The organism is Nocardioides sp. CCNWLW239, from assembly GCF_037137035.1.
Lineage (GTDB): Bacteria > Actinomycetota > Actinomycetes > Propionibacteriales > Nocardioidaceae > Nocardioides.
The window spans coordinates 1,136,857-1,154,357 of the sequence record NZ_JBBBNW010000001.1 but is presented as its reverse complement, the minus strand read 5'-3'; the positions used below and the strand labels follow the sequence as shown (position 1 = coordinate 1,154,357).

The window sequence follows — 17,501 nt, the reverse complement described above, 5'->3', positions numbered from 1 at the left end:
CCGCGGCGTACGGTCAACGCTTTGGCCGCCGGACGGAACAGTTGGTCATCGGACGTTGACGCGGGCACCACGCGGGGCATAGACACTTGCGTCGTGGTTAAGCCCTCTATTCAACGCTCCCACCATCTCTCGGCCCAGCAGCACGAACGGCTCGACCGCGCGACCGCCGGTCTCGACGGACCCGTCGGGGTGGTGGACCTGGAGGCGTTCGACGCCAACGCCGACGACCTCGTACGCCGCGCCGCGGGCACCCCGATCCGGGTGGCCAGCAAGTCCGTACGCTGCCGGGCGTTGATCGACCGCGTGCTCGCCCGCGAGGGGTATGAGGGGATCCTCGCCTTTACCCTGGGCGAGGCGCTGTGGCTGGCCGAGACCCACTACGACATCGTGGTCGGCTACCCGACCGCCGACCGGGCCGCGCTCGCCGCGCTCGCGAAGGACGAGGAGAAGCTCGCCCGGGTCACCTTGATGGTCGACAGCGCGGAGGGGTTGTCGCTGGTCAAGGCCGCGATCGGCACCCCGGCAGCGCCCGTACGCGTCGCCATCGATCTCGACGCCGCCCTCGTCGTCGCCCATCGGATCTGGCTCGGCGCCCGGCGCTCTCCCGTCCGCACTCCCGAGGACGCCGTCGCGCTGGCCCGGATCGTCGCCGAGGACCCGGACTTCCAGCTGGTCGGGCTGATGGCCTACGAGGGTCAGGTCGCCGGCACCGTCGACCGCCCGCTCGGCGGCAACCCGCCCGCCGCGGTGATCCGCCGGATGAAGAAGGCGTCCATCGCGGAGATCACCGAGCGCCGCGGGAAGATCGTCGCGGCGGTGCGCTCCCTGACCGACCTCGAGTTCGTCAACGGCGGCGGCACCGGCTCGATCGAGTCGACTCACGCCGACCCCTCGGTGACCGAGATCGCGGCCGGGTCCGGGCTCTACGGTCCGACCCTCTTCGACCGCTACGACGGCTTCACGCCCCACCCCGCGACCTACTTCGGGCTGAGCGTCGTCCGCCGACCCGCACCCGGCATCGTCACCGTCGCCGGTGGCGGCTGGATCGCCTCGGGACCGCCCGGACTCGACCGGGTGCCGAGTCCGACGTACCCCTTCGGGCTGGCGTACGTCGGCACCGAGGGCGCCGGGGAGGTCCAGACTCCGCTGCGCGGCCATGCCGCCGACGAGCTCGCGATCGGCGACAAGGTCTGGTTCCGTCACGCGAAGGCCGGCGAGGTCTGCGAGCGGCTCGACTCGCTCCATCTGGTGGAGGGTGCCGCGATCATCACCGTGGCCCCGACCTACCGGGGCGAGGGTCAGACGTTCCTGTGACCGGCCAGATCAGTCGGGGTCGCCCAGCAGCTTGACCCAGCTCTCGGTGATCAGCTCGCACATGCGGTCCTGCTCGACGCCCCAGAACCCGTCGGACCAGCGCTGGAACAGATAGTCGAGCTGGCCGGCCGCCAGTGCGCCGCGCGGTCGTCGGCTGTCGGCCTCGAACCGGTCGGCCTTGTCCAGGCCGGTGCTGATGTCGTCGATCGTCTCGTCGGTCCAGGCGTCGACGATGTGGGTGAGCTCGGGGTCGACGGCCTGGGCGGCTCGGGCGACCGTCACGATCGGCCGCACCGCCGGCCACCCGGCCATGGCCTGCCGGATCCAGGCGCCGAGCCGGTCGTGGGTGCCGGCCGCCACCGCATCGGCGAGGCCGCCGAGGGAGCTGTCCCGAGGAGCGCGGAGCCGGGCCAGGTCATCCTCCAGACGCTCGGCGATCAAGGCCTTGATGACTTCTGACTTCGAGCGGAAGTAGGCGTAGAACGTCACCCGGGTGGTGCCTGCCGCCGAGGCGATCTCGTCGATCGTCGTGGCTGCGTAGCCGCTCGCGACGAACCGGTCCATCGCGGCGTCCAGGAGAAGCTGGCGAGTCATCGCCTTCTGGGCTGCACGGAGGTTGGCCATGGCGTCACGATAAGCGACACCGATACCTCCCCCGGGATTTCCACATTTTCTCGAAACCCATGTCCGGCAGCAGGGGCCGTCGGTAGGTTCGGTCCCGATGGACGATCACGTGACCTGGGCGGACAAGGGCTTCTGGGAGCCAGGAGAAGCCGTCGATCTCACTGCGTACGCAGCCTCCGGCCGCAACCTCTTCGACGGCTCGTTCACCTGGCCGGTGATGGTGCTCGCGAAGAGTGCGCTGGAGCACAACATCGCGACTCTCGCGGAGTTCGCGGAGGAGCACGGACTGCTGCTCGCCCCGCACGGCAAGACCACGATGGCGCCCTCGCTCTACCGGCGCCAGCTGGATGCCGGCGCCTGGGCGATCACCGTCGCTTCTCCCAACCAGGCTCTGGTCGCCCGCCATGCCGGCGTACGCCGGGTCCTGGTCGCCAACGAGATCCTCGACCACAGCGCGCTCAGCTGGGTCGCCTCCGAGCGGGCGGCCGACCCGGAGTTCCTCCACCTGCACTGGGTGGACTCGGTCGAGGGGGTCGAGGCGGCGGCCGAGGCCTCTGCGCTGGTCGGTGTCGACGACCGGCCGCTCGCGGTGCTGATCGACCTCGGCTTCCCCGGCGGACGCACCGGCTGTCGCTCTGTCGAGGAGGCGGTCGAGCTCGCCCGGGTGGTGGATTCCACCCCGGGCGTACACCTGGCCGGTGTGGCCGGCTACGAGGGCGGTCTGGAGACGGCCGAGGCCGTCGGCGACTACTTCGACCGTCTCAAGGAGCTCGCCTCGACGCTGTTCACCGAGGGGCTCGTCGCCGCCGATGCGATCGTCTCCGCAGGTGGGAGCGCCTTCTTCGACGTGCTCGCCGAGCGCTGGTCCGCGGGGTGGCCGGACGGCATGACGCCCCGCAAGGTGCTGCGCAGCGGGACGTACGTCACCCACGACCACGGCCTCTACGCCGACACGACGCCCTACAACCGCATCGAGGGGAGCCTGGACCCGGCCCTCGAGGTCTGGGCCCAGGTCCTCTCGGCACCCGAGGAGGGCCTGGTCATCGTGGGCATGGGTCGGCGGGACGTGCCCTACGACAACGGCCTGCCGGTCCCGCTCACGGCGCGGCGCAACGGCAGCGGCTCTGCGGAGCCGCTCGCGGGCACCGTCGAGAAGCTGGGCGACCAGCACGCCTTCCTGCGCACCGACGCCGAGCTGCGGCCGGGCGACCTGGTCAGCTTCGGGATCTCGCACCCGTGCACGGCGTTCGACAAGTGGCGGCTGATCCCGGTCGTCGACGCCGACTACACCGTGACCGAGCTGGTCAGGACGTACTTCTGAGGGTTCGCTCGATGTCGGAGAGTTTCACCCTGACCTGGTAGAACGCGCCGTGGTCGGTGGCTCGGCGGGCCGACGGCCCGGTGTAGACCCGGTAGTGGTCGGGCCGCAGCGACGGGCTGAGGAACGCCTGGTCGATCGGCGCCCGGCGGGCGGTGGTGCATCGCTCGTGCTCCGCGAGCGGGCTCACCAGGCCGGTCCCGGGTGAGGTCAGATCGCACAGGATGTCGTTGCGCTGGTTGAAGTCACCCGCCACGATGATCGGCACCTCGGAGCGCGCCACCACCTCCTTGACGATCCGGGTGTTCAGGTCCCGCCACTTCCTCTGCTCGGGGATCGAGGGGAGGCTTGCCGGGAAGTGGACGGGCAGGACCCCGACGCGCTGGCCGGAGGAACGCTCCTCCAGCACCACGACCGGTGCGCTGACGCGCTCGCCGTGGCGGTAATACATGGTGACCACGTCCTGGCTGACCAGCCGGAACGCCGAGCGACGGTAGAAGACCGCGTCATCGGTCGGGTCGGGCGTGGAGACGAGGGCGAACTCCCTGCCGAAGGACTCGAAGGCCTCCCGCTGCCGCGACTCCACCTCCGCGAGCACCCCGAAGTCGATGAGCGTACGCCGCAGATGACCCACCACGATCCGCATCCGCGGCACACCGTCGAGCCGGCCGGCGGCAGCGCCTCCGGGTGCGGTGTGGTGGTCGGCCCAGGCATTGAGCCAGGCGAAGCGCTGGAAACCAGGCGTCACCGGTGCCGCCTTGGCGAGCTCGACCGTCGGACCGGCGCTGGCGGTCGTCGGGACGAGGAAGCTCAGCGCGGCGCCGAGGACACCGCACAGAGCGACGAGAGGTACGAGCGTGCGTACGAGGGTGGTCCGACCGGGACCCGAGGCGATCGTCGTGGGGGACACGCCCATGGACGCTAGGGGCGGGCCGTGTGCGTCGAGCCACACGCGTTCGAATACGAGGAAACCTCGGGTGAACTCCGGCAGCGGTCAGAGGTCCAGGAAGAGTCAGAGGTCCATGAAGATCAGCGCGCCCGCGATGTCGGCGGTGCCGTAGTGGAGATAGTCGTCGACGGTCTCCTCCGAGACGCCCTTCTGGGCCGTTACGAAGCCGACGACGACCGCCTTGGAGGAATCCTTGGCGACCCACTTCCCGATCACGTCGTCCTCGATGAGACTGCCGGTGGGCAGGTCGAAGTCGGTCTCCTTGACCGACTCCGCGGCGGCGGTCGCCTCCGCCTCGCTGCCGAAGACGTAGACGATCCGGAGCATCCGCAGCTTGCCGCTCTCGCCCTCAGGGGTCTTCGGCGTGTGGATGCCCATCGCGGCGTACCGGCAGCCCTTCCGCTCCAGCGCCGCCGACGCGATCGGGCCGCAGTCGGGGTAGTCCTGAGCAGCCACGTACGTCGCGTTCATGCTCACGTCGCCGAGCTTGAACTTCCAGTCACCCTCGAAGAGGTCGGCCGCCAGCCCGCCGGCCGCCGGACCCGCCGTCGACGGCGTCGACGTCGGCGATGTGCTCGGCGTCGCGGTCACCGTCAGCGGGCCCGGCCCGGCGGTCGGATTCTGATCGCCCCGGAGAACGACGATGGCCGCCGTGATGATCACGCCGATGATCAGCACGCCGGCGATCGCGCCGAGCCCGATGACGATCGGCCACGGGTTGTGCGGCTTCGGTGGCGGAGGGCCGGGAGGGGTGGACGAATACTCGTTCGTGGGTCGCGTGGACTGCAGGTTCGGCGGTGGCGGCATCGCACCGTAGCCGTCCGGCGGCGGTGGTGTTGGTGTCGTCATCTGTCCCCCTGCGACGAGTGAAGATCACGTGCGAGAAAACGCTCCCACGCGGGTTGCACCATTCTCCACTACGCCCCGGCACCGAACGACTCCGTTCAGGCCGTCTTGCCCTCGGCCCCGGTCACGGGGCGACGGGGTAGTGGCTGGAGATCGCGATGCGGTTCCAGGCGTTGATGGCGATCGCGACCCAGGTGAGGGCGGCGATCTGCTTGGCGTCGAGGATGCTCTCGACGTCGACCCTGGGGGCGGGGGAGGTGTGCAGGTCGCTGATGCGGGTGATCTGCTCGGCGATGGTGAGCGCGGCCTGCTCCTCGGGGGTGAAGTACTGCGTCTCCCACCAGGCGGCGACGACGGCGAGCCGGTCGGTGGTCTCGCCGTTCTTGAGGGCGTCCTGGGTGTGCATCCGCAGACAGAAGGCGCAGCCGTTGATCTGGGAGGCGCGGAGCTTGACGAGGTCGACCGTGAGCCGGTCGAGGCCGGCGACGGTGATGGCCTCCTCGACCGCCTCCTCGACGGCCATCTGGGCCTTGTACGCGGCGGGGACGAGCTTGGTGACGTTGACGTTCGCGAGCATCGGGGTCCTTCGGGTCTGGCCCGCCACAGCGCGGGCACTCACCAGGTTGACGAGGCGACGCGCACGAATGTGAGGTCGCGACCTCACAAACGCGATGTTCGGCTCGTCACACTGATGAACCCCGGAGGAGATGCCACGATGCCTGACATGGACGACCTGGGCGAGGTGATGATCGAGCGCCGCCGCTTGATCGCGCTCGCCTACCGACTGCTCGGCACCCTCGAGGAGGCCGAAGACGCGGTCCAGGAGACCTACCTGCGCTGGTATCGCCTCACCGACGACGAGCGGGCGGCGATCGACAACCCCGCCGGCTGGCTGAGCCGCGTCACCAGCAGGGTCTGCCTCGACGTGCTGAAGTCCGCACGAGCCCGCCGGGAGAGGTACGTCGGGCCGTGGCTGCCCGAGCCGGTCCGGCCGGGTCTCCTGGCTGCCCCGGAGGATCCGGCCGACCGGGCGACCCTGGATGACACGGTGAGCACCGCCCTGCTCGTCGTGCTCGACACGATGACCCCGGCCGAACGGGTGGCGTTCGTGCTCCATGACATCTTCGCGGTCCCGTTCGCCGACATCGCCGGCGTCGTCGGACGTTCTCCGGCCGCCGTACGTCAGCTCGCTGCGTCCGCACGCCGCCGGGTCGCCGAGCAGCGCGCCGACGTCGCCCCGCTGCCGGAGCACGACGACGTCGTCCGCGCCTTCGTCTCCGCCACTGCCGGTGGCGACCTCGGCCGCCTGGTGACGCTGCTGGACCCGTCGGTCACGCTCCGTTCCGACGGCGGCGGCCGGGTCAGTGCGGCCCGCAACCCGATCGAGGGCCCCGAGAAGGTGGCCCGGTTCCTGCTGGGCGTGCTCACGAAGCGTCCGACCTGGACGATCCGCGCCGAGGAGACCGCCGACGGCCTCGGGTTCACGCTCGTCGAGGACGGCGCTCACCGTGGTGTCGCCAACCTCCGGGTCGCTGCCGGCCGGGTGACCGACGTCTGGATCGTCCTCAACCCGGACAAGCTCGCCCGCTGGACCTGATCACAGCCACGGCCCCAGCTCCGGCGCGTCGACGAGACCGTGCGGCCGCCCAGCGAGCCACGCGGCAACCTCGGGAAGCGGGCCGACGACGTCACGCAGCTCGTCCTCGGAGAGTCCCCGCTTCGTGCGGATCTCGTCCGCCAGCGCGCGCAGGAAGTCCTCGGGCAGGTCCGCGAAGGTGATCCCGACACCGAGGTCGACGGCATGGATGAAGACCTCACGGGCACGCATCCACGGGATGTCGTGTGCCTTCCGCGTGACCAGCTGGGCGGTGATGATCTCGTGCTCCCACTGCTCGGTGGTCAGCCGGTCCATCGCCGCCTCGAGCTCGCCGGCACTGCGGAGATACCACTCCCGGAGCTCCTCGGCGGGCCGTGTCGCGGCCGCCTCGATGTCGGCGTTGCGCTGCTCCGGGGAAGCGTACATCCGCTTCTCGACCCCCGTCTCAGCCCAGGAGATCAGGTTGCCGAGGGCGTCGGCGTTGGCCGCGACGTGGCCGAGGAGATGCTTGCGGGTCCACCCGGGCAGCTGCGAGTCGCGGTCGAGCTCGGCGACCTCGAGAGCGTCGACGGCCCTGGTGAACAGCGTGGTGCCTTCGGTGGCCCAGCGGCGGCTGTCGTCGAACGTACGCGTCGGAGTGTTGGTCATGGGCACAGGTTCCCGCGCCGGGCTCGACAGAACAAGCCGTTCTCCTTCGAAGAACGGACGGACGGCCTCGGTCAATCTGCTGCGGAGCAGCGCGATAGGTGCTTGGTTGTGGGGTGATCAGGAAGAGGTGGGATGGACAAGCCGATCAAGACCCGGCCCCCGTACGCGATCACCAGCGTCGACCATGCACTCACGTTGGCGACGATCCTTCAGCTCGAAGGACGCCTGACGGTCTCGGAGGCAGCGACTCGGCTCGAGGTTGCCCGCTCCACCGCGCACCGGCTGCTGGCGATGCTGGTCTACCGCGACTTCGCGGTCCAGGACGAGGACAAGGTCTACCGGGCCGGACCGGTGCTGGAGCTGGCCGCCCACTCCCGCTCGACCGCGTCCCGGCTCCGCCAGGTGGCGTTGCCGCACCTGCAGCGCCTGGTCGACCTGCTCGGCGAGTCCGCCAACGTCGCCGTCCGCGCCGGTGACAGCTGCCGGTTCATCGCCTCGGTCGAGTCGCCGCAGTCGCTCAAGGTCGGCTCCCGTGAGGGCATGGTCTTCCCCGCCCACCGCACCACCGCCGGCCTCCTGCTGCTGTCCCAGGTCCCGGAGGACGAGCTCGCCTCGATCTACTCCCGGGAGAGGTACGCCGACCAGCTGGCCGACCACCCGGACCTCGAGGCGCTGCGTACCGAGCTCGAACGGGTGCGCCGCAACGGCTTCGCCTTCAACGACGGCCGCACCGAGCGAGGGGTGGTCGCCATCGGCGTTCCCGTCCGCGGCGCCTCGGGTGATGTCGTCGCCGGGATGTCGATCTCGATGCCGAGCGTCCGCTACGACAAGGAGTCGCTGCCGAGCATCGTCGCGACCCTGATGTCCGGCGCAGCGGCTCTGGAGCGTGACCTGAGCCAGGGATGATCTGCCTTCCGTCGATGCCGGTAGCGTCGGGTGGCACCCGTTAACCTGGATTCGATGAGTGACAGCGCACCCTCCAGCGGCCAGAGCGCCGTCCGAGACTCGAAGCCGGCCGGCATCGACTGGACCGGCACCATGGCAGGAGCGCTCGCTGCCGTCACCTCCGCGTTCCTGCTCTCTACGCTCGGCGCCGTCGGCACCCTGGTGGGGGCCGCGCTCGGCAGCGTCGCGGCCACGATCGGCACCAACCTGTATTCCAGGGGGCTGGCGAAGAGCCGCGAGAAGGTGGCCCAGGCACAGGCGCTGACCCGGCTGCGGTCTGCTGGGATGGCCGGCGCACGCCAAGGTTCGGCGTCCGCCGACGTGGCCGGCGCGCAGGCCCCTGCGGAGTCTGCGGGAGAACCTGCGGACGAGACCGCGGACAAGCCTGCGGACAAGCCTGCGGACGCGGCCGCCGCCGAGGTCGGGGAGGTGGAGACCCTGTCGTGGCGAGAGCGTCTCCGGGTCCTGCCCTGGAAGCGGATCGGATGGGGGTCGCTGGCGCTGTTCCTGGTTGCTGTCGCCGCGATCACCGTCTTCGAGCTCCTGGCCGGGCAGAGCGTCAGCTCGATGGTCAACGGAGAGGACGACGGGCGTACGACGATCTCCGGGGTGACCGGCGGCGCCGAGAAGAGCCGCAAGGAGAAGGGCGGCGGGGATCCCTCGCCGGGTGCTACGGCGACGCCCGAGGAGTCGTCGAGCCCGAGCCCCGAGCCTGCCGAGGAGCCTGAGGAGTCGGAGTCCGCCGATCCGGAGGAAGAGCCGAGCGCCACGACGTCGACCGAGCCGAGCCCGGATCAGCTCGAGCAGCCGAGCAACGCTCCCAGCGTCGGTGGCGAAGCGTCGCCCTCCCCTGGGGCCGGCGAGTAGCCGACGGTCACATCCGGAAGAGGATCTCCGCGCCGAGGTCGGTGTTGCCGTAGGAGGTGTATTCCTTGCCCCTCGCCTCGCTGATGCTGTCGTCGGCCGTGACCATGGTGTAGACGACGTACTTGCCGTAGTCCTTCACCTTGAACCAGCCCCGGGTGTAATGCGGCAGGGAGGCGTCCCCGGACGGGATCACGTGCTTCGGCTCGACCTTCGCGGCGGCCTTGCCAGCAGCCTCGACGGTGCTGAAGTCGTAGATGAAGTGGGTCATCCGTACGCTGCCCTGCTGGGCCTTGTAGGAGACCCGGACAGCGTAGTCGCAGCCGAGGTCGCGGATCGCGCGCTTGAGGGTCGCCTTGCAGCCGGCGTAGTCCTTGCCGCTCAGGTAGCGGGCCTTGAGCGTGACCTCGCCGTAGCTGAACTCCCAGGGGCGGGGTACGTCGGCCTTGGAGAGGCGCTCGGGGCCGATGGTCGACCGTGAGGTGGCGCCGTCACTGGGGTCGGCCGGTGAGCTCGTGCCGGGCCAGCCGGGCTGACCGCTGGACTCGCCGCTGACGTCGGAGCTGCCGCCGCCAGGGCTCGCCGAGCCGGTCGGTTCGTTGCCGGGCGAGGGCGTGCTGCTCGCGGTCGGCACACCGACGGTGGTGGCCGCGTCGTCGCCGCGGGTGAAGAGGGCGTACACGACGACCCCGCAGACGACCACGAGCCCGAGCGATACGGCGATGGTCAGGACCTGGCGCAGCGGGCCGCCGTGCCCCGCCCGCTCCTTGCGGGCGTTGAACGCAGGGCGGTTGCCCCCGATCTCCTCGGAGAGCCCGATCAGGCGCTCGTTGTAGTCGAAAGGGGCAGGCTGCTTCTGCGGCTCCTCGTCAGGCGCGCCCGAACCGGGGGAGCCTGGGGGCGGCGGATACGGCATGGGGTTTGTCTACCATCTATCAAGGGTCGCCACGCCGAAGGTCGAGAAGACGGACGATCTTCCGCCCGAATTCCTCGCTCGAGCAGCGAGATGAACACGAATTCCTACCGTACGCGGCCCACGACTCGGGCACCTACAACTCGGCAATGCTTACCCGATCCTGTTTTCTGGGACAACTGCAGAAAACTTCTCGGAAGTCGCGTGTTGCTGCACTGCAGGAATCCGAAGAACCAGTCTGTGCAATGCAGATTCTTGGGGAATCGAATGTGCTGCGCGGCAAGGGAAAGATCACGAAACTCAGTTACCCGCCCCCGGTAAACCGCGAAACCCGTGGTTTCGGGGTCGGAGCCCGCCACCAGCGGGCCGTTCCCAGGAGGAGACGTATGAGGTTCGAACGCACCACTTTCCGTCCCCGCACGCTCGCCGCGCTCGCCGCGGGTGTGGGTCTCGCGGCCTCCGCCGCCGTCGCCGTCCCGGCTACCGCCGCGGACGTCGGGTCCGACAAGTCCCAGTTCAGCAAGTCCGAGGTCGCATCGGTCAGGTCGGCCGTCGCCGAGTCCGCCCCGGTCGGCTCGTCGTGGTACACCGACCCGGCGACCAACAAGGTCGTCGTCACCGTCGACGAGACGGTCTCCAAGGCCGAGATCGCCGAGGTCAAGAAGGCGGCCGCCGAGAAGACGAGCCAGGGCGACCAGGCGGTGACCGTCAAGCACACCCAGGGCGAGTTCTCCCCGCTCATCGGCCCGGGCGACGCCATCTACGGCGGCGGCTCGCGCTGCTCGCTCGGCTTCAACGTCAAGGTCGGCGGTGCCGACTACTTCCTGACCGCGGGCCACTGCACCGACGCCGTCTCGACCTGGTATGCCAACTCGTCGAACACGACGCTGCTCGGCTCGACGGCCGGCTCCAGCTTCCCGGGGAACGACTACGGCATCGTCCGCTACAACTCGTCGATCTCCAAGACCGGCGGCTTCACCGCGGGCACCGCCCGGGTCGGCCAGAGCGTCACCCGTGACGGCTCGACCACCGGTGTCCACCGCGGCACCGTGACCGCGGTCAACGCCAGCGTCCGCTACGCCGAGGGGACCGTCAGCGGCCTGATCCAGACCAACGTGTGTGCCGAGCCCGGTGACTCCGGCGGCGCGCTCTACTCCGGTTCGACCGCTCTGGGCCTGACCTCCGGTGGTTCCGGAAACTGCACGACAGGCGGGACGACCTTCTTCCAGCCGGTGACCGAGGCGCTCAGCGTCTACGGCGCGACGATCTACTGATCGACCCCGCGGGCACCGCAGGGCGGGTGATTCCACTCCGTCCTGCGGTGTCCGCAGTTTCTCTGCGGTGGTGAAAGTTTGCGCCGACCACTGGCGGGGAGGTGCCGACAACGACATACTCTCTGTGATCGTGTTCGGGCACGTAGGAGGAACGCATGGGGTTCACCAGGTCACGCAACCGTCTGCTCGCGGCAGCGGCTGGTCTAGGGCTGGTGGCCACCGCCCTGGCGACGCCGGCGCTCGCCGCGCCTCCGAAGGAGAAGCTCAGCCCTAGGACGCTCGCGAAGGTCCACTCCGCCGTCGACTCCACGATCACCAGGTCGGCGATGTCCGGGATCGCCTGGTACACCGACAAGGCCACCGGCAGGGTCGTCGTGACCGCGGACTCCACCGTCCCCGAGTCCTCGCTGAGGAAGTTGTCCCGGCTGACCAGGACCGTCGGTGTCGATGCCGACGCGATCACGGTCAAGCGCGCCCGGGGCGAGTTCAAGCCGCTCCTCGGTCCCGGTGACGCCATCTACGGCGAGGGGTTCCGGTGCTCGGTCGGGTTCAACGTACGCAGCGGCGGCACCTACTACTTCCTCACCGCCGGCCACTGCGCCGAGGACGTTGGGACGTGGTACACCAACTCGGGTCAGACCACCAGGATCGGACCGACCGTGAAGTCGAGCTTCCCGGGGAACGACTATGCCCTGGTGCGCTACGGGAACACCTCGCTCACCCACCCCGGGGGCTACACGATCGGTGACGCCCGGGTCGGGCAGCGGGTCACCCGCGACGGCTCGTCCACCGGCGTACGCTCCGGCAAGGTCGAGGCGCTCGGCGTCTCGGTCCGCTACCGCGGGTCGGGCACCGTGCGCGGCATGATCCAGACCAACATCTGCGCCGAGTCGGGCGACTCCGGTGGCCCCCTCTACGCCGGCTCGACCGCCCTCGGGATCACCTCCGGCGGCACCGGCGACTGCTCCTCCGGGGGCACCACCTTCTTCCAGCCCGTCCGTGAAGCGGTCAACGCCTACGACGTCAAGATCTACTAGCTGCTGAGGCCTCAGACCGCCACCGGGATGAAGGCCGAGGCGGCGGAGTCCTCGACGAGACGGGCGTACGCATCGAAGAGCCGCTGCTCGGAGAGGTGCTGTCGGTTGCGGAAGATGCGCTCGAAGTGCTCCTCGCGCTGGGCGTAGGCGGCCGTCCACGACTCGGCCATCTCGACCGGGTCGAAGCTCGCGACCAGGCGAGGGTCGCCGACCATGGCCGGGGCGTCGCCGACGGGCGTGGTCACCGGCACCGCACCGCAGGCCATCCCCTCGAGCAGGCACAACGGGGCGGCCTCGCCGAACGCCGAGGTGAGCGTGATCAGGTCGGCGGCGTTGTAGAGCGGCGCCATCTGGCTCTGGATCCCGAGGGCGTGCAGGTTGGTCTCCAGGGCGGGCCATGCGCCCAGCTCCTCGGCGACGAGGGCCGCGAAGGCGGGGTTGTCCGCGGTCATCCCGGCACCACACATGACGAGGTGTGCGTCGGGATGCTCCTGGACGAACCGCCGCGCGGCGCGGACGAAGAGCGGGATGTTCTTCATCGCGTCGAAGCGCGCGGCGATCATCACCACCGGGGCGTCGCCGATCACGCCGAGCTCGGCGCGCTTGTCGGCCCGCAGATCGGCGTCGGTGCGGAACTTGTGGAGGTCCACCCCGTTCGGGAAGACCGGCAGCCGCTCCAGCGGGATCCCGGTCGCCTCGTGGTAGGCCCGCTGCGTCGACTCGGCGCAGCACACCGCCGCGGTCAGCAGCCCGGCGCGGTCGAGGTCGATGAGCTCCTGCACGCCAGCCCCCTGGTGCTCCGGGTCGGAGCGGTGCAGACACGTGATCAGCGGGGTCCCCGACGTGCCGACCTTGCCCAGGACCGTGAGCGGCTGCTCCTTGAGGGAGAGCACCACGTCCGCCTTCGCCACCGACTGCGCCACCCGCTTGAGCTGGCTGATGGTGAGGGGGCCCGTCGGCGTACGTCGCAAGGCTCTGACCGGCACGCCGGCCGAGGTCAGGCGGCGGTAGGAGTTGTCCGCGGAGATCCGCTGGGCGGTGAACTCGCGCTGCACGCGGTCGCTCAGGCTCAGCACGCTGTGCCGCTGCGGCGTCGTGGCATCGAGGGCGCGCACGACAGCGGTGTGCAGGATCCGGGCGCCACCGGCGAAGAATCCTTCGTACAGGGAGAGGACGGAGGGGCCGTCCTCGAGGAATGCCACGGTAGACATGTCGACCTCACTTTTCCGCAGGAGGCATCGCCCGAGCGGTGATGGTGGTGGGGCTACGGCAGAGATATGCGGCTCTGCTCGGACGCTAACGCGTCCGCCGGCTCATCCCAAGACATCGTCGGCTCGGGGCGAAGGATTTCACGTGATCGTCATCTTCACGCGCGCATCGTAGGGAGTGACGGATAATTTATCGAAACCGGCGTGGATACGGATTCGATTTACGCGATCCGATATGAACTGCGTCACATCAAATGTTTCGTGGAGATCATCCGGTGACCGGTTGGCGCGGGTCTCGGACGCGCTGGGCGATAGGGGCGCGACGGTGGCCGGTTCCCGCTACGTTCGGGGAGCATGACGACCGAGGTGACGACGTACCGCTATGTCCGTTTCGCGCTGTGCTGTCTGCTGCTCGGGCTGGCGATCTCGGTGGGTGCCGAGACGGTCGTGAGCGGTGAGTGGCAGACCTCCATCTCGTCCTACTACTACACCCCGGCCGGCCCGGTCTTCACCGCCGTGCTGTGCGCGCTCGGCGTGTGTCTGGTGGTGCTGCGGGGCTACACCGACGCCGAGGACACCGCGCTCAACCTCGCCGGGCTCTCGGCGCCGATGGTCGGCTTCGTGCCGACGCCGGAGATCGGGCAGCAGATCGACAAGGCGGCCATCGTCAACAACGCCTGGAGCTACCTGGCGGTGATGGCGATCGGCTGGGTGGTCGTGCTGATCTTCGGGCTCCGCAAGCGCGCCGCAGCCGGCGCCTGGCCTTCGCGCTGGGGGCTGATCGGTCTGGTCTCGGTCGCCGGGGCGTGGGTCGTGGGAGTCGGCTGGCTGCTCATCGACCAGGAGACCTTCGCGGCGAAGGCGCACGGGCTCGCGGCGATCTTCACCTTCACGCCGTTCGCGCTGGCGGTCGTGCTCAACACCGACTGGGGAGTGCGGAAGATCGCGCAGGAGGCCGACAAGGCGCGTACGCGGCTCGACAAGACCTACTGGGCGCTGGTCGTGGCGATGGTGGTCCTGCTGGTGGCCGGCATCGTGCTGGGTCTGACCGGGTGGACCCACTGGCTGCTGGCGACCGAGGTCTCGCTGCTGGTCTGCTTCACGATCTTCTGGGTCGTGCAGAGCTTCGACCTGATGGACCCGAGGCGTGACGCGCTCACCACACGTCCACGCACGGCGCTTTGACCGCGGGGCTCACCGGAAGTCGATGAGCAGGTCGTCGTCGCCGTTGTCGGGGTCGGTGATGACCCGCGGGAGGCGTACGGCGGTGTCGGTGCGCTTGGCCAGCGGTACGGACGGCCGTTCGGCGGTCTCGCCCACCTCATGGGTGCTGTCCGTCGAGACCACCTGCGCGTGCGGGAGCACCTGGGCGTGCCAGGCACGGCAGTTGTAGGGCAGCTGCATGCCGTCCATGCCGCGGCCGTAGTCGTTGTAGAAGGCCAGGACCTCGCGCCGCTTCTGCTCCTGCTCCTGGGGCTCGAGGGTGGCGATGTTGGAGCGCGACACGACCAGGTCCTGGATCGTGTGGCGGTCGACGACCTGCCAGTGCCTGAACGTCTTGGCCTCGACCGCGGAGAACAGCCCGGAGTCGTCGAGGATCTTGGTGGGGTCGAAGGCGCTGTCGGGCTTGCCGATCAGCCTGCCGAGCTTGCGCACCCACGGGATCCGCTCGTCGCGCTCGTTCTGGATGATCGCCAGCCGGCCGTCGGTCTTGAGGACGCGCCCGATCTCCGAGAGCGCCTTCGCCTGGTCGAACCAGTGGAACGCCTGGCCGACGACGACCACGTCGTAGAGGCTGTCGCCGGTCGGGATCTGCTCGGCGGTGCCGCTGGTGGCGCGCACGTCCGGGAGCTTCTCCGAGAGGACGTCGAGCATCGCGTCGTCCGGGTCGGTCGCGAAGACGTCGTGGCCCAGGCCGACGAGCACCTCGGTGAGCTTGCCGGTGCCGGCGCCGAGCTCGAGAACGCTCACCGGCTCGTCGCCGACCAGCCACGTCACCGCCTCTGCCGGGTAGGACGGGCGCCCGCGCTCATAGCTGTCCGCCACGCTGCCGAAGGAGCGTGCCGGGTCGGGGTTCGCTGGGTCCGTCATCGTGGCCAGGGTAACCCCCGCCTAGGCTTCATCGTGTGAAGGATGATCCGCTGGCCCGGTTGGTGTCGCTCGAAGGTGTGGCCTCGGGCTTCGCCGCAGCTCGTGACGGCATCGACGTGATGCTGCGTGACCGGGGGCTGCGGCGTACGTCTCCGGAGACGACCGCCGAGTCGCTGCTGCGCGGGGCGCACGCGTCGGCCGTGCTGGAGGGGTCCTCGTCCTCGTTGGGGGAGGTGCGGGACTCCGGCGGGGACGCGATCGCGCAGGACGCGGTGCGGCTGTCGACCGAGCTGCTCTCGCTGGTGCCGGTGGTGAAGCAGGCGCCGCTGCAGGCGTTCGCGCGGATGCACGCGCTGGCCGCCGCCGTGTCGCTGGACGCGGAGGAGCTGGGGCGGCCGCGCTCGTCGGCCTCGGCCGAGCGGTTGCGGCGGCTCTCCGACCTGCTGCTCGCCCCGACGTCGGCCCCGGCGCTCGTGGTGGCCGCGTTCGTCCATGCCGATCTGGCGACCTCTGCGCCGTTCGCGTCGCACAACGGGCTGGTCGCGCGTGCCGCAGAGCGGCTCATCCTGGTCGCGCGTGGCGTCGACGAGAAGTCGCTGGTCGTGCCGGAGGCCGGCCATCTGGCCCTGCGGGCCGCGTACGAGTCGAACCTGCGCGGCTTCCGTGAGGGAGGCCAGGCGGGGGCGCACTCGTGGCTGCTCTATGCGGCCGAGGCGTACGCCGCCGGGGCCGAGGCGTCTCCGTTGCGTCTGGACGCGGCGGAGTAGGGCTCTTCGGGGCACAAAGAAGGTGGCACCCGGTGGGTTGTGAGCACCGGATGCCACCACGGACACGAGACCTGTCGGTTACCAAGCGTGCAAGGTCTGGTCACTGCGTCGGGATTTCTCCCCGACTACAGCACCCCATCAGATGGGTGGATCGCCGCGTGGGTGCCTGGCTCGTGTTCGTCTTGCTACACCCTTGTTTCTACGCTGATCGGCGACCAGATTCAAGGCTGGAAATTCTGCAGGATGAGGAGGATGATTCCGCTCCTGCGCGATCTCGGTGCCGGGCTCGGAGGTCGGGCGGTCAGGCTCCGAGGCGGCGGCGCTTGGTGCCCGCCCAGATGACCCCGCCGGCGATCGCCACGGCTCCGCCGACGGCCAGCGCGGCCAGGGTCGGGGTCGACGGGGAGAGCATCCGGCTGCGCAGGGCGACCGGCTTGTTGAAGACCAGGATGTCCCAGCCGCGCTCCTTGGCGACCTTGCGGAGGTCCTTGTCGGGGTTGACCGCGAAGGCGTGGCCGACCTCCTCCAGCATGGGGATGTCGGTGACGGAGTCGGAGTAGGCGTACGACTTCTCGAGGTCGTAGCCGAAGCGCTCGGCCAGGTCCTGGACCGCGCGGGCCTTCTCCTCGCGGTAGGCGTAGAGCGCGATCTCGCCGGTGTAGCGGCCGTCCTCGATCTCCATCTGGGTGGCGACGACGTGGTCGGCGCCGAGCATCGCGCCGATCGGCTCGACCAGCTCGGTGCCGGAGGCGGAGACGATGATGACGTCATGTCCTTGGGCGTGGTGCTGCTCGATGAGCTGCACGGCCTCCTCGTAGACGAGCGGGTCGACCACGTTGTGGAGGGTGTCGGCGACGATCTCCTTGACTGTGGCGACGTCCCAGCCGGTGACCATCTCGGAGAGCGACTTACGCATCTTCTCCATCTGGTCGTGATCGGCCCCGCCGACGACGTAGACGAACTGGGTGTAGGCCGAACGGATCATGGCCGCGCGCGTGATCAGGCCACCGGCCTGGAAGTGCTTGGAGAACGCAAGCGTGCTCGACCTCGCGATGATCGTCTTGTCGAGGTCGAAGAACGCAGCGATGCGTGTCATGGGCACATCG

Annotated in this window: 18 protein-coding genes; 9 read left to right on the top strand and 9 right to left on the bottom strand. The window is 69.6% G+C overall.

Annotated elements, in window-relative coordinates; genetic code table 11:
* Positions 1 to 93: 93 nt before the first annotated feature.
* On the top strand, positions 94 to 1,314 hold the full coding sequence (locus WBG06_RS05535; protein WP_336735531.1) for an amino acid deaminase/aldolase: 1,221 nt from the start codon (positions 94 to 96) through the stop codon (positions 1,312 to 1,314).
* A 9-nt stretch (positions 1,315 to 1,323) separates the two neighbouring features.
* Here the strand turns inward: WBG06_RS05535 and WBG06_RS05530 are convergent, their stop codons facing one another.
* Positions 1,324 to 1,938, bottom strand: coding sequence for a TetR/AcrR family transcriptional regulator (locus WBG06_RS05530; protein WP_336735530.1), 615 nt, complete (start codon positions 1,936 to 1,938; stop codon positions 1,324 to 1,326).
* 97 nt (positions 1,939 to 2,035) lie between these two features.
* On the opposite strand from WBG06_RS05530, the gene WBG06_RS05525 reads away from it, so the two are divergent.
* Positions 2,036 to 3,259: an alanine racemase gene (locus tag WBG06_RS05525; protein ID WP_336735529.1), complete on the top strand. Its 1,224-nt coding sequence runs from the start codon at positions 2,036 to 2,038 to the stop codon at positions 3,257 to 3,259.
* On the opposite strand, the gene WBG06_RS05520 is transcribed toward WBG06_RS05525, so the two are convergent.
* From WBG06_RS05520 to WBG06_RS05510, 3 genes are all read right to left on the bottom strand, one after another.
* The gene (locus WBG06_RS05520) at positions 3,243 to 4,166 is read right to left on the bottom strand and encodes an endonuclease/exonuclease/phosphatase family protein (protein ID WP_336735528.1); all 924 of its coding nucleotides are present in this window, start codon (positions 4,164 to 4,166) and stop codon (positions 3,243 to 3,245) included. The genes WBG06_RS05525 and WBG06_RS05520 overlap by 17 nt on opposite strands.
* A 102-nt stretch (positions 4,167 to 4,268) precedes the next feature.
* Positions 4,269 to 5,054 carry a hypothetical protein gene (locus tag WBG06_RS05515; protein ID WP_336735527.1) on the bottom strand — a complete coding sequence of 262 codons (786 nt, stop codon included), beginning with the start codon at positions 5,052 to 5,054 and terminating at the stop codon, positions 4,269 to 4,271.
* Between the two features lie 121 nt (positions 5,055 to 5,175).
* Positions 5,176 to 5,628 carry a carboxymuconolactone decarboxylase family protein gene (locus WBG06_RS05510; RefSeq protein ID WP_336735526.1) on the bottom strand — a complete coding sequence of 151 codons (453 nt, stop codon included), beginning with the start codon at positions 5,626 to 5,628 and terminating at the stop codon, positions 5,176 to 5,178.
* 138 nt (positions 5,629 to 5,766) lie between these two features.
* On the opposite strand from WBG06_RS05510, the gene sigJ reads away from it, so the two are divergent.
* On the top strand, positions 5,767 to 6,648 hold the full coding sequence (gene sigJ / locus WBG06_RS05505; RefSeq protein WP_336735524.1) for an RNA polymerase sigma factor SigJ: 882 nt from the start codon (positions 5,767 to 5,769) through the stop codon (positions 6,646 to 6,648).
* Here sigJ and WBG06_RS05500 read toward each other — a convergent pair whose 3' ends face one another.
* Positions 6,649 to 7,296: a maleylpyruvate isomerase family mycothiol-dependent enzyme gene (locus WBG06_RS05500; RefSeq protein WP_336735523.1), complete on the bottom strand. Its 648-nt coding sequence runs from the start codon at positions 7,294 to 7,296 to the stop codon at positions 6,649 to 6,651. It abuts the gene before it with no gap.
* A 132-nt stretch (positions 7,297 to 7,428) separates the two neighbouring features.
* On the opposite strand from WBG06_RS05500, the gene WBG06_RS05495 reads away from it, so the two are divergent.
* Together WBG06_RS05495 and WBG06_RS05490 are read left to right on the top strand one after the other, a co-directional pair.
* Complete coding sequence (locus tag WBG06_RS05495; RefSeq protein ID WP_336735522.1) at positions 7,429 to 8,202, top strand: IclR family transcriptional regulator; 774 nt, start codon at positions 7,429 to 7,431, stop codon at positions 8,200 to 8,202.
* A gap of 54 nt (positions 8,203 to 8,256) precedes the next feature.
* Positions 8,257 to 9,108 carry a hypothetical protein gene (locus WBG06_RS05490; RefSeq protein WP_336735520.1) on the top strand — a complete coding sequence of 284 codons (852 nt, stop codon included), beginning with the start codon at positions 8,257 to 8,259 and terminating at the stop codon, positions 9,106 to 9,108.
* 7 nt (positions 9,109 to 9,115) lie between these two features.
* Here the strand turns inward: WBG06_RS05490 and WBG06_RS05485 are convergent, their stop codons facing one another.
* Complete coding sequence (locus WBG06_RS05485; protein WP_336735519.1) at positions 9,116 to 10,021, bottom strand: hypothetical protein; 906 nt, start codon at positions 10,019 to 10,021, stop codon at positions 9,116 to 9,118.
* 383 nt (positions 10,022 to 10,404) lie between these two features.
* Between WBG06_RS05485 and WBG06_RS05480 the strand changes: the two genes are divergently transcribed.
* Complete coding sequence (locus WBG06_RS05480; protein WP_336735518.1) at positions 10,405 to 11,292, top strand: S1 family peptidase; 888 nt, start codon at positions 10,405 to 10,407, stop codon at positions 11,290 to 11,292.
* Between the two features lie 155 nt (positions 11,293 to 11,447).
* Complete coding sequence (locus WBG06_RS05475) at positions 11,448 to 12,329, top strand: S1 family peptidase (RefSeq protein ID WP_336735517.1); 882 nt, start codon at positions 11,448 to 11,450, stop codon at positions 12,327 to 12,329.
* A gap of 11 nt (positions 12,330 to 12,340) precedes the next feature.
* Here WBG06_RS05475 and WBG06_RS05470 read toward each other — a convergent pair whose 3' ends face one another.
* Positions 12,341 to 13,540: a glycosyltransferase gene (locus WBG06_RS05470; RefSeq protein ID WP_336735516.1), complete on the bottom strand. Its 1,200-nt coding sequence runs from the start codon at positions 13,538 to 13,540 to the stop codon at positions 12,341 to 12,343.
* 351 nt (positions 13,541 to 13,891) lie between these two features.
* On the opposite strand from WBG06_RS05470, the gene WBG06_RS05465 reads away from it, so the two are divergent.
* Positions 13,892 to 14,722 (top strand): hypothetical protein, encoded by an 831-nt coding sequence (locus WBG06_RS05465; protein ID WP_336735515.1) that lies wholly within the window; start codon positions 13,892 to 13,894, stop codon positions 14,720 to 14,722.
* 9 nt (positions 14,723 to 14,731) lie between these two features.
* Here the strand turns inward: WBG06_RS05465 and WBG06_RS05460 are convergent, their stop codons facing one another.
* Positions 14,732 to 15,628: a class I SAM-dependent methyltransferase gene (locus WBG06_RS05460; RefSeq protein ID WP_336735514.1), complete on the bottom strand. Its 897-nt coding sequence runs from the start codon at positions 15,626 to 15,628 to the stop codon at positions 14,732 to 14,734.
* 35 nt (positions 15,629 to 15,663) lie between these two features.
* On the opposite strand from WBG06_RS05460, the gene WBG06_RS05455 reads away from it, so the two are divergent.
* The gene (locus tag WBG06_RS05455; protein WP_336735513.1) at positions 15,664 to 16,395 is read left to right on the top strand and encodes an oxidoreductase; all 732 of its coding nucleotides are present in this window, start codon (positions 15,664 to 15,666) and stop codon (positions 16,393 to 16,395) included.
* A 301-nt stretch (positions 16,396 to 16,696) separates the two neighbouring features.
* Here WBG06_RS05455 and WBG06_RS05450 read toward each other — a convergent pair whose 3' ends face one another.
* Positions 16,697 to 17,491 (bottom strand): HAD family hydrolase, encoded by a 795-nt coding sequence (locus tag WBG06_RS05450; protein WP_336735512.1) that lies wholly within the window; start codon positions 17,489 to 17,491, stop codon positions 16,697 to 16,699.
* Positions 17,492 to 17,501: the final 10 nt, after the last annotated feature.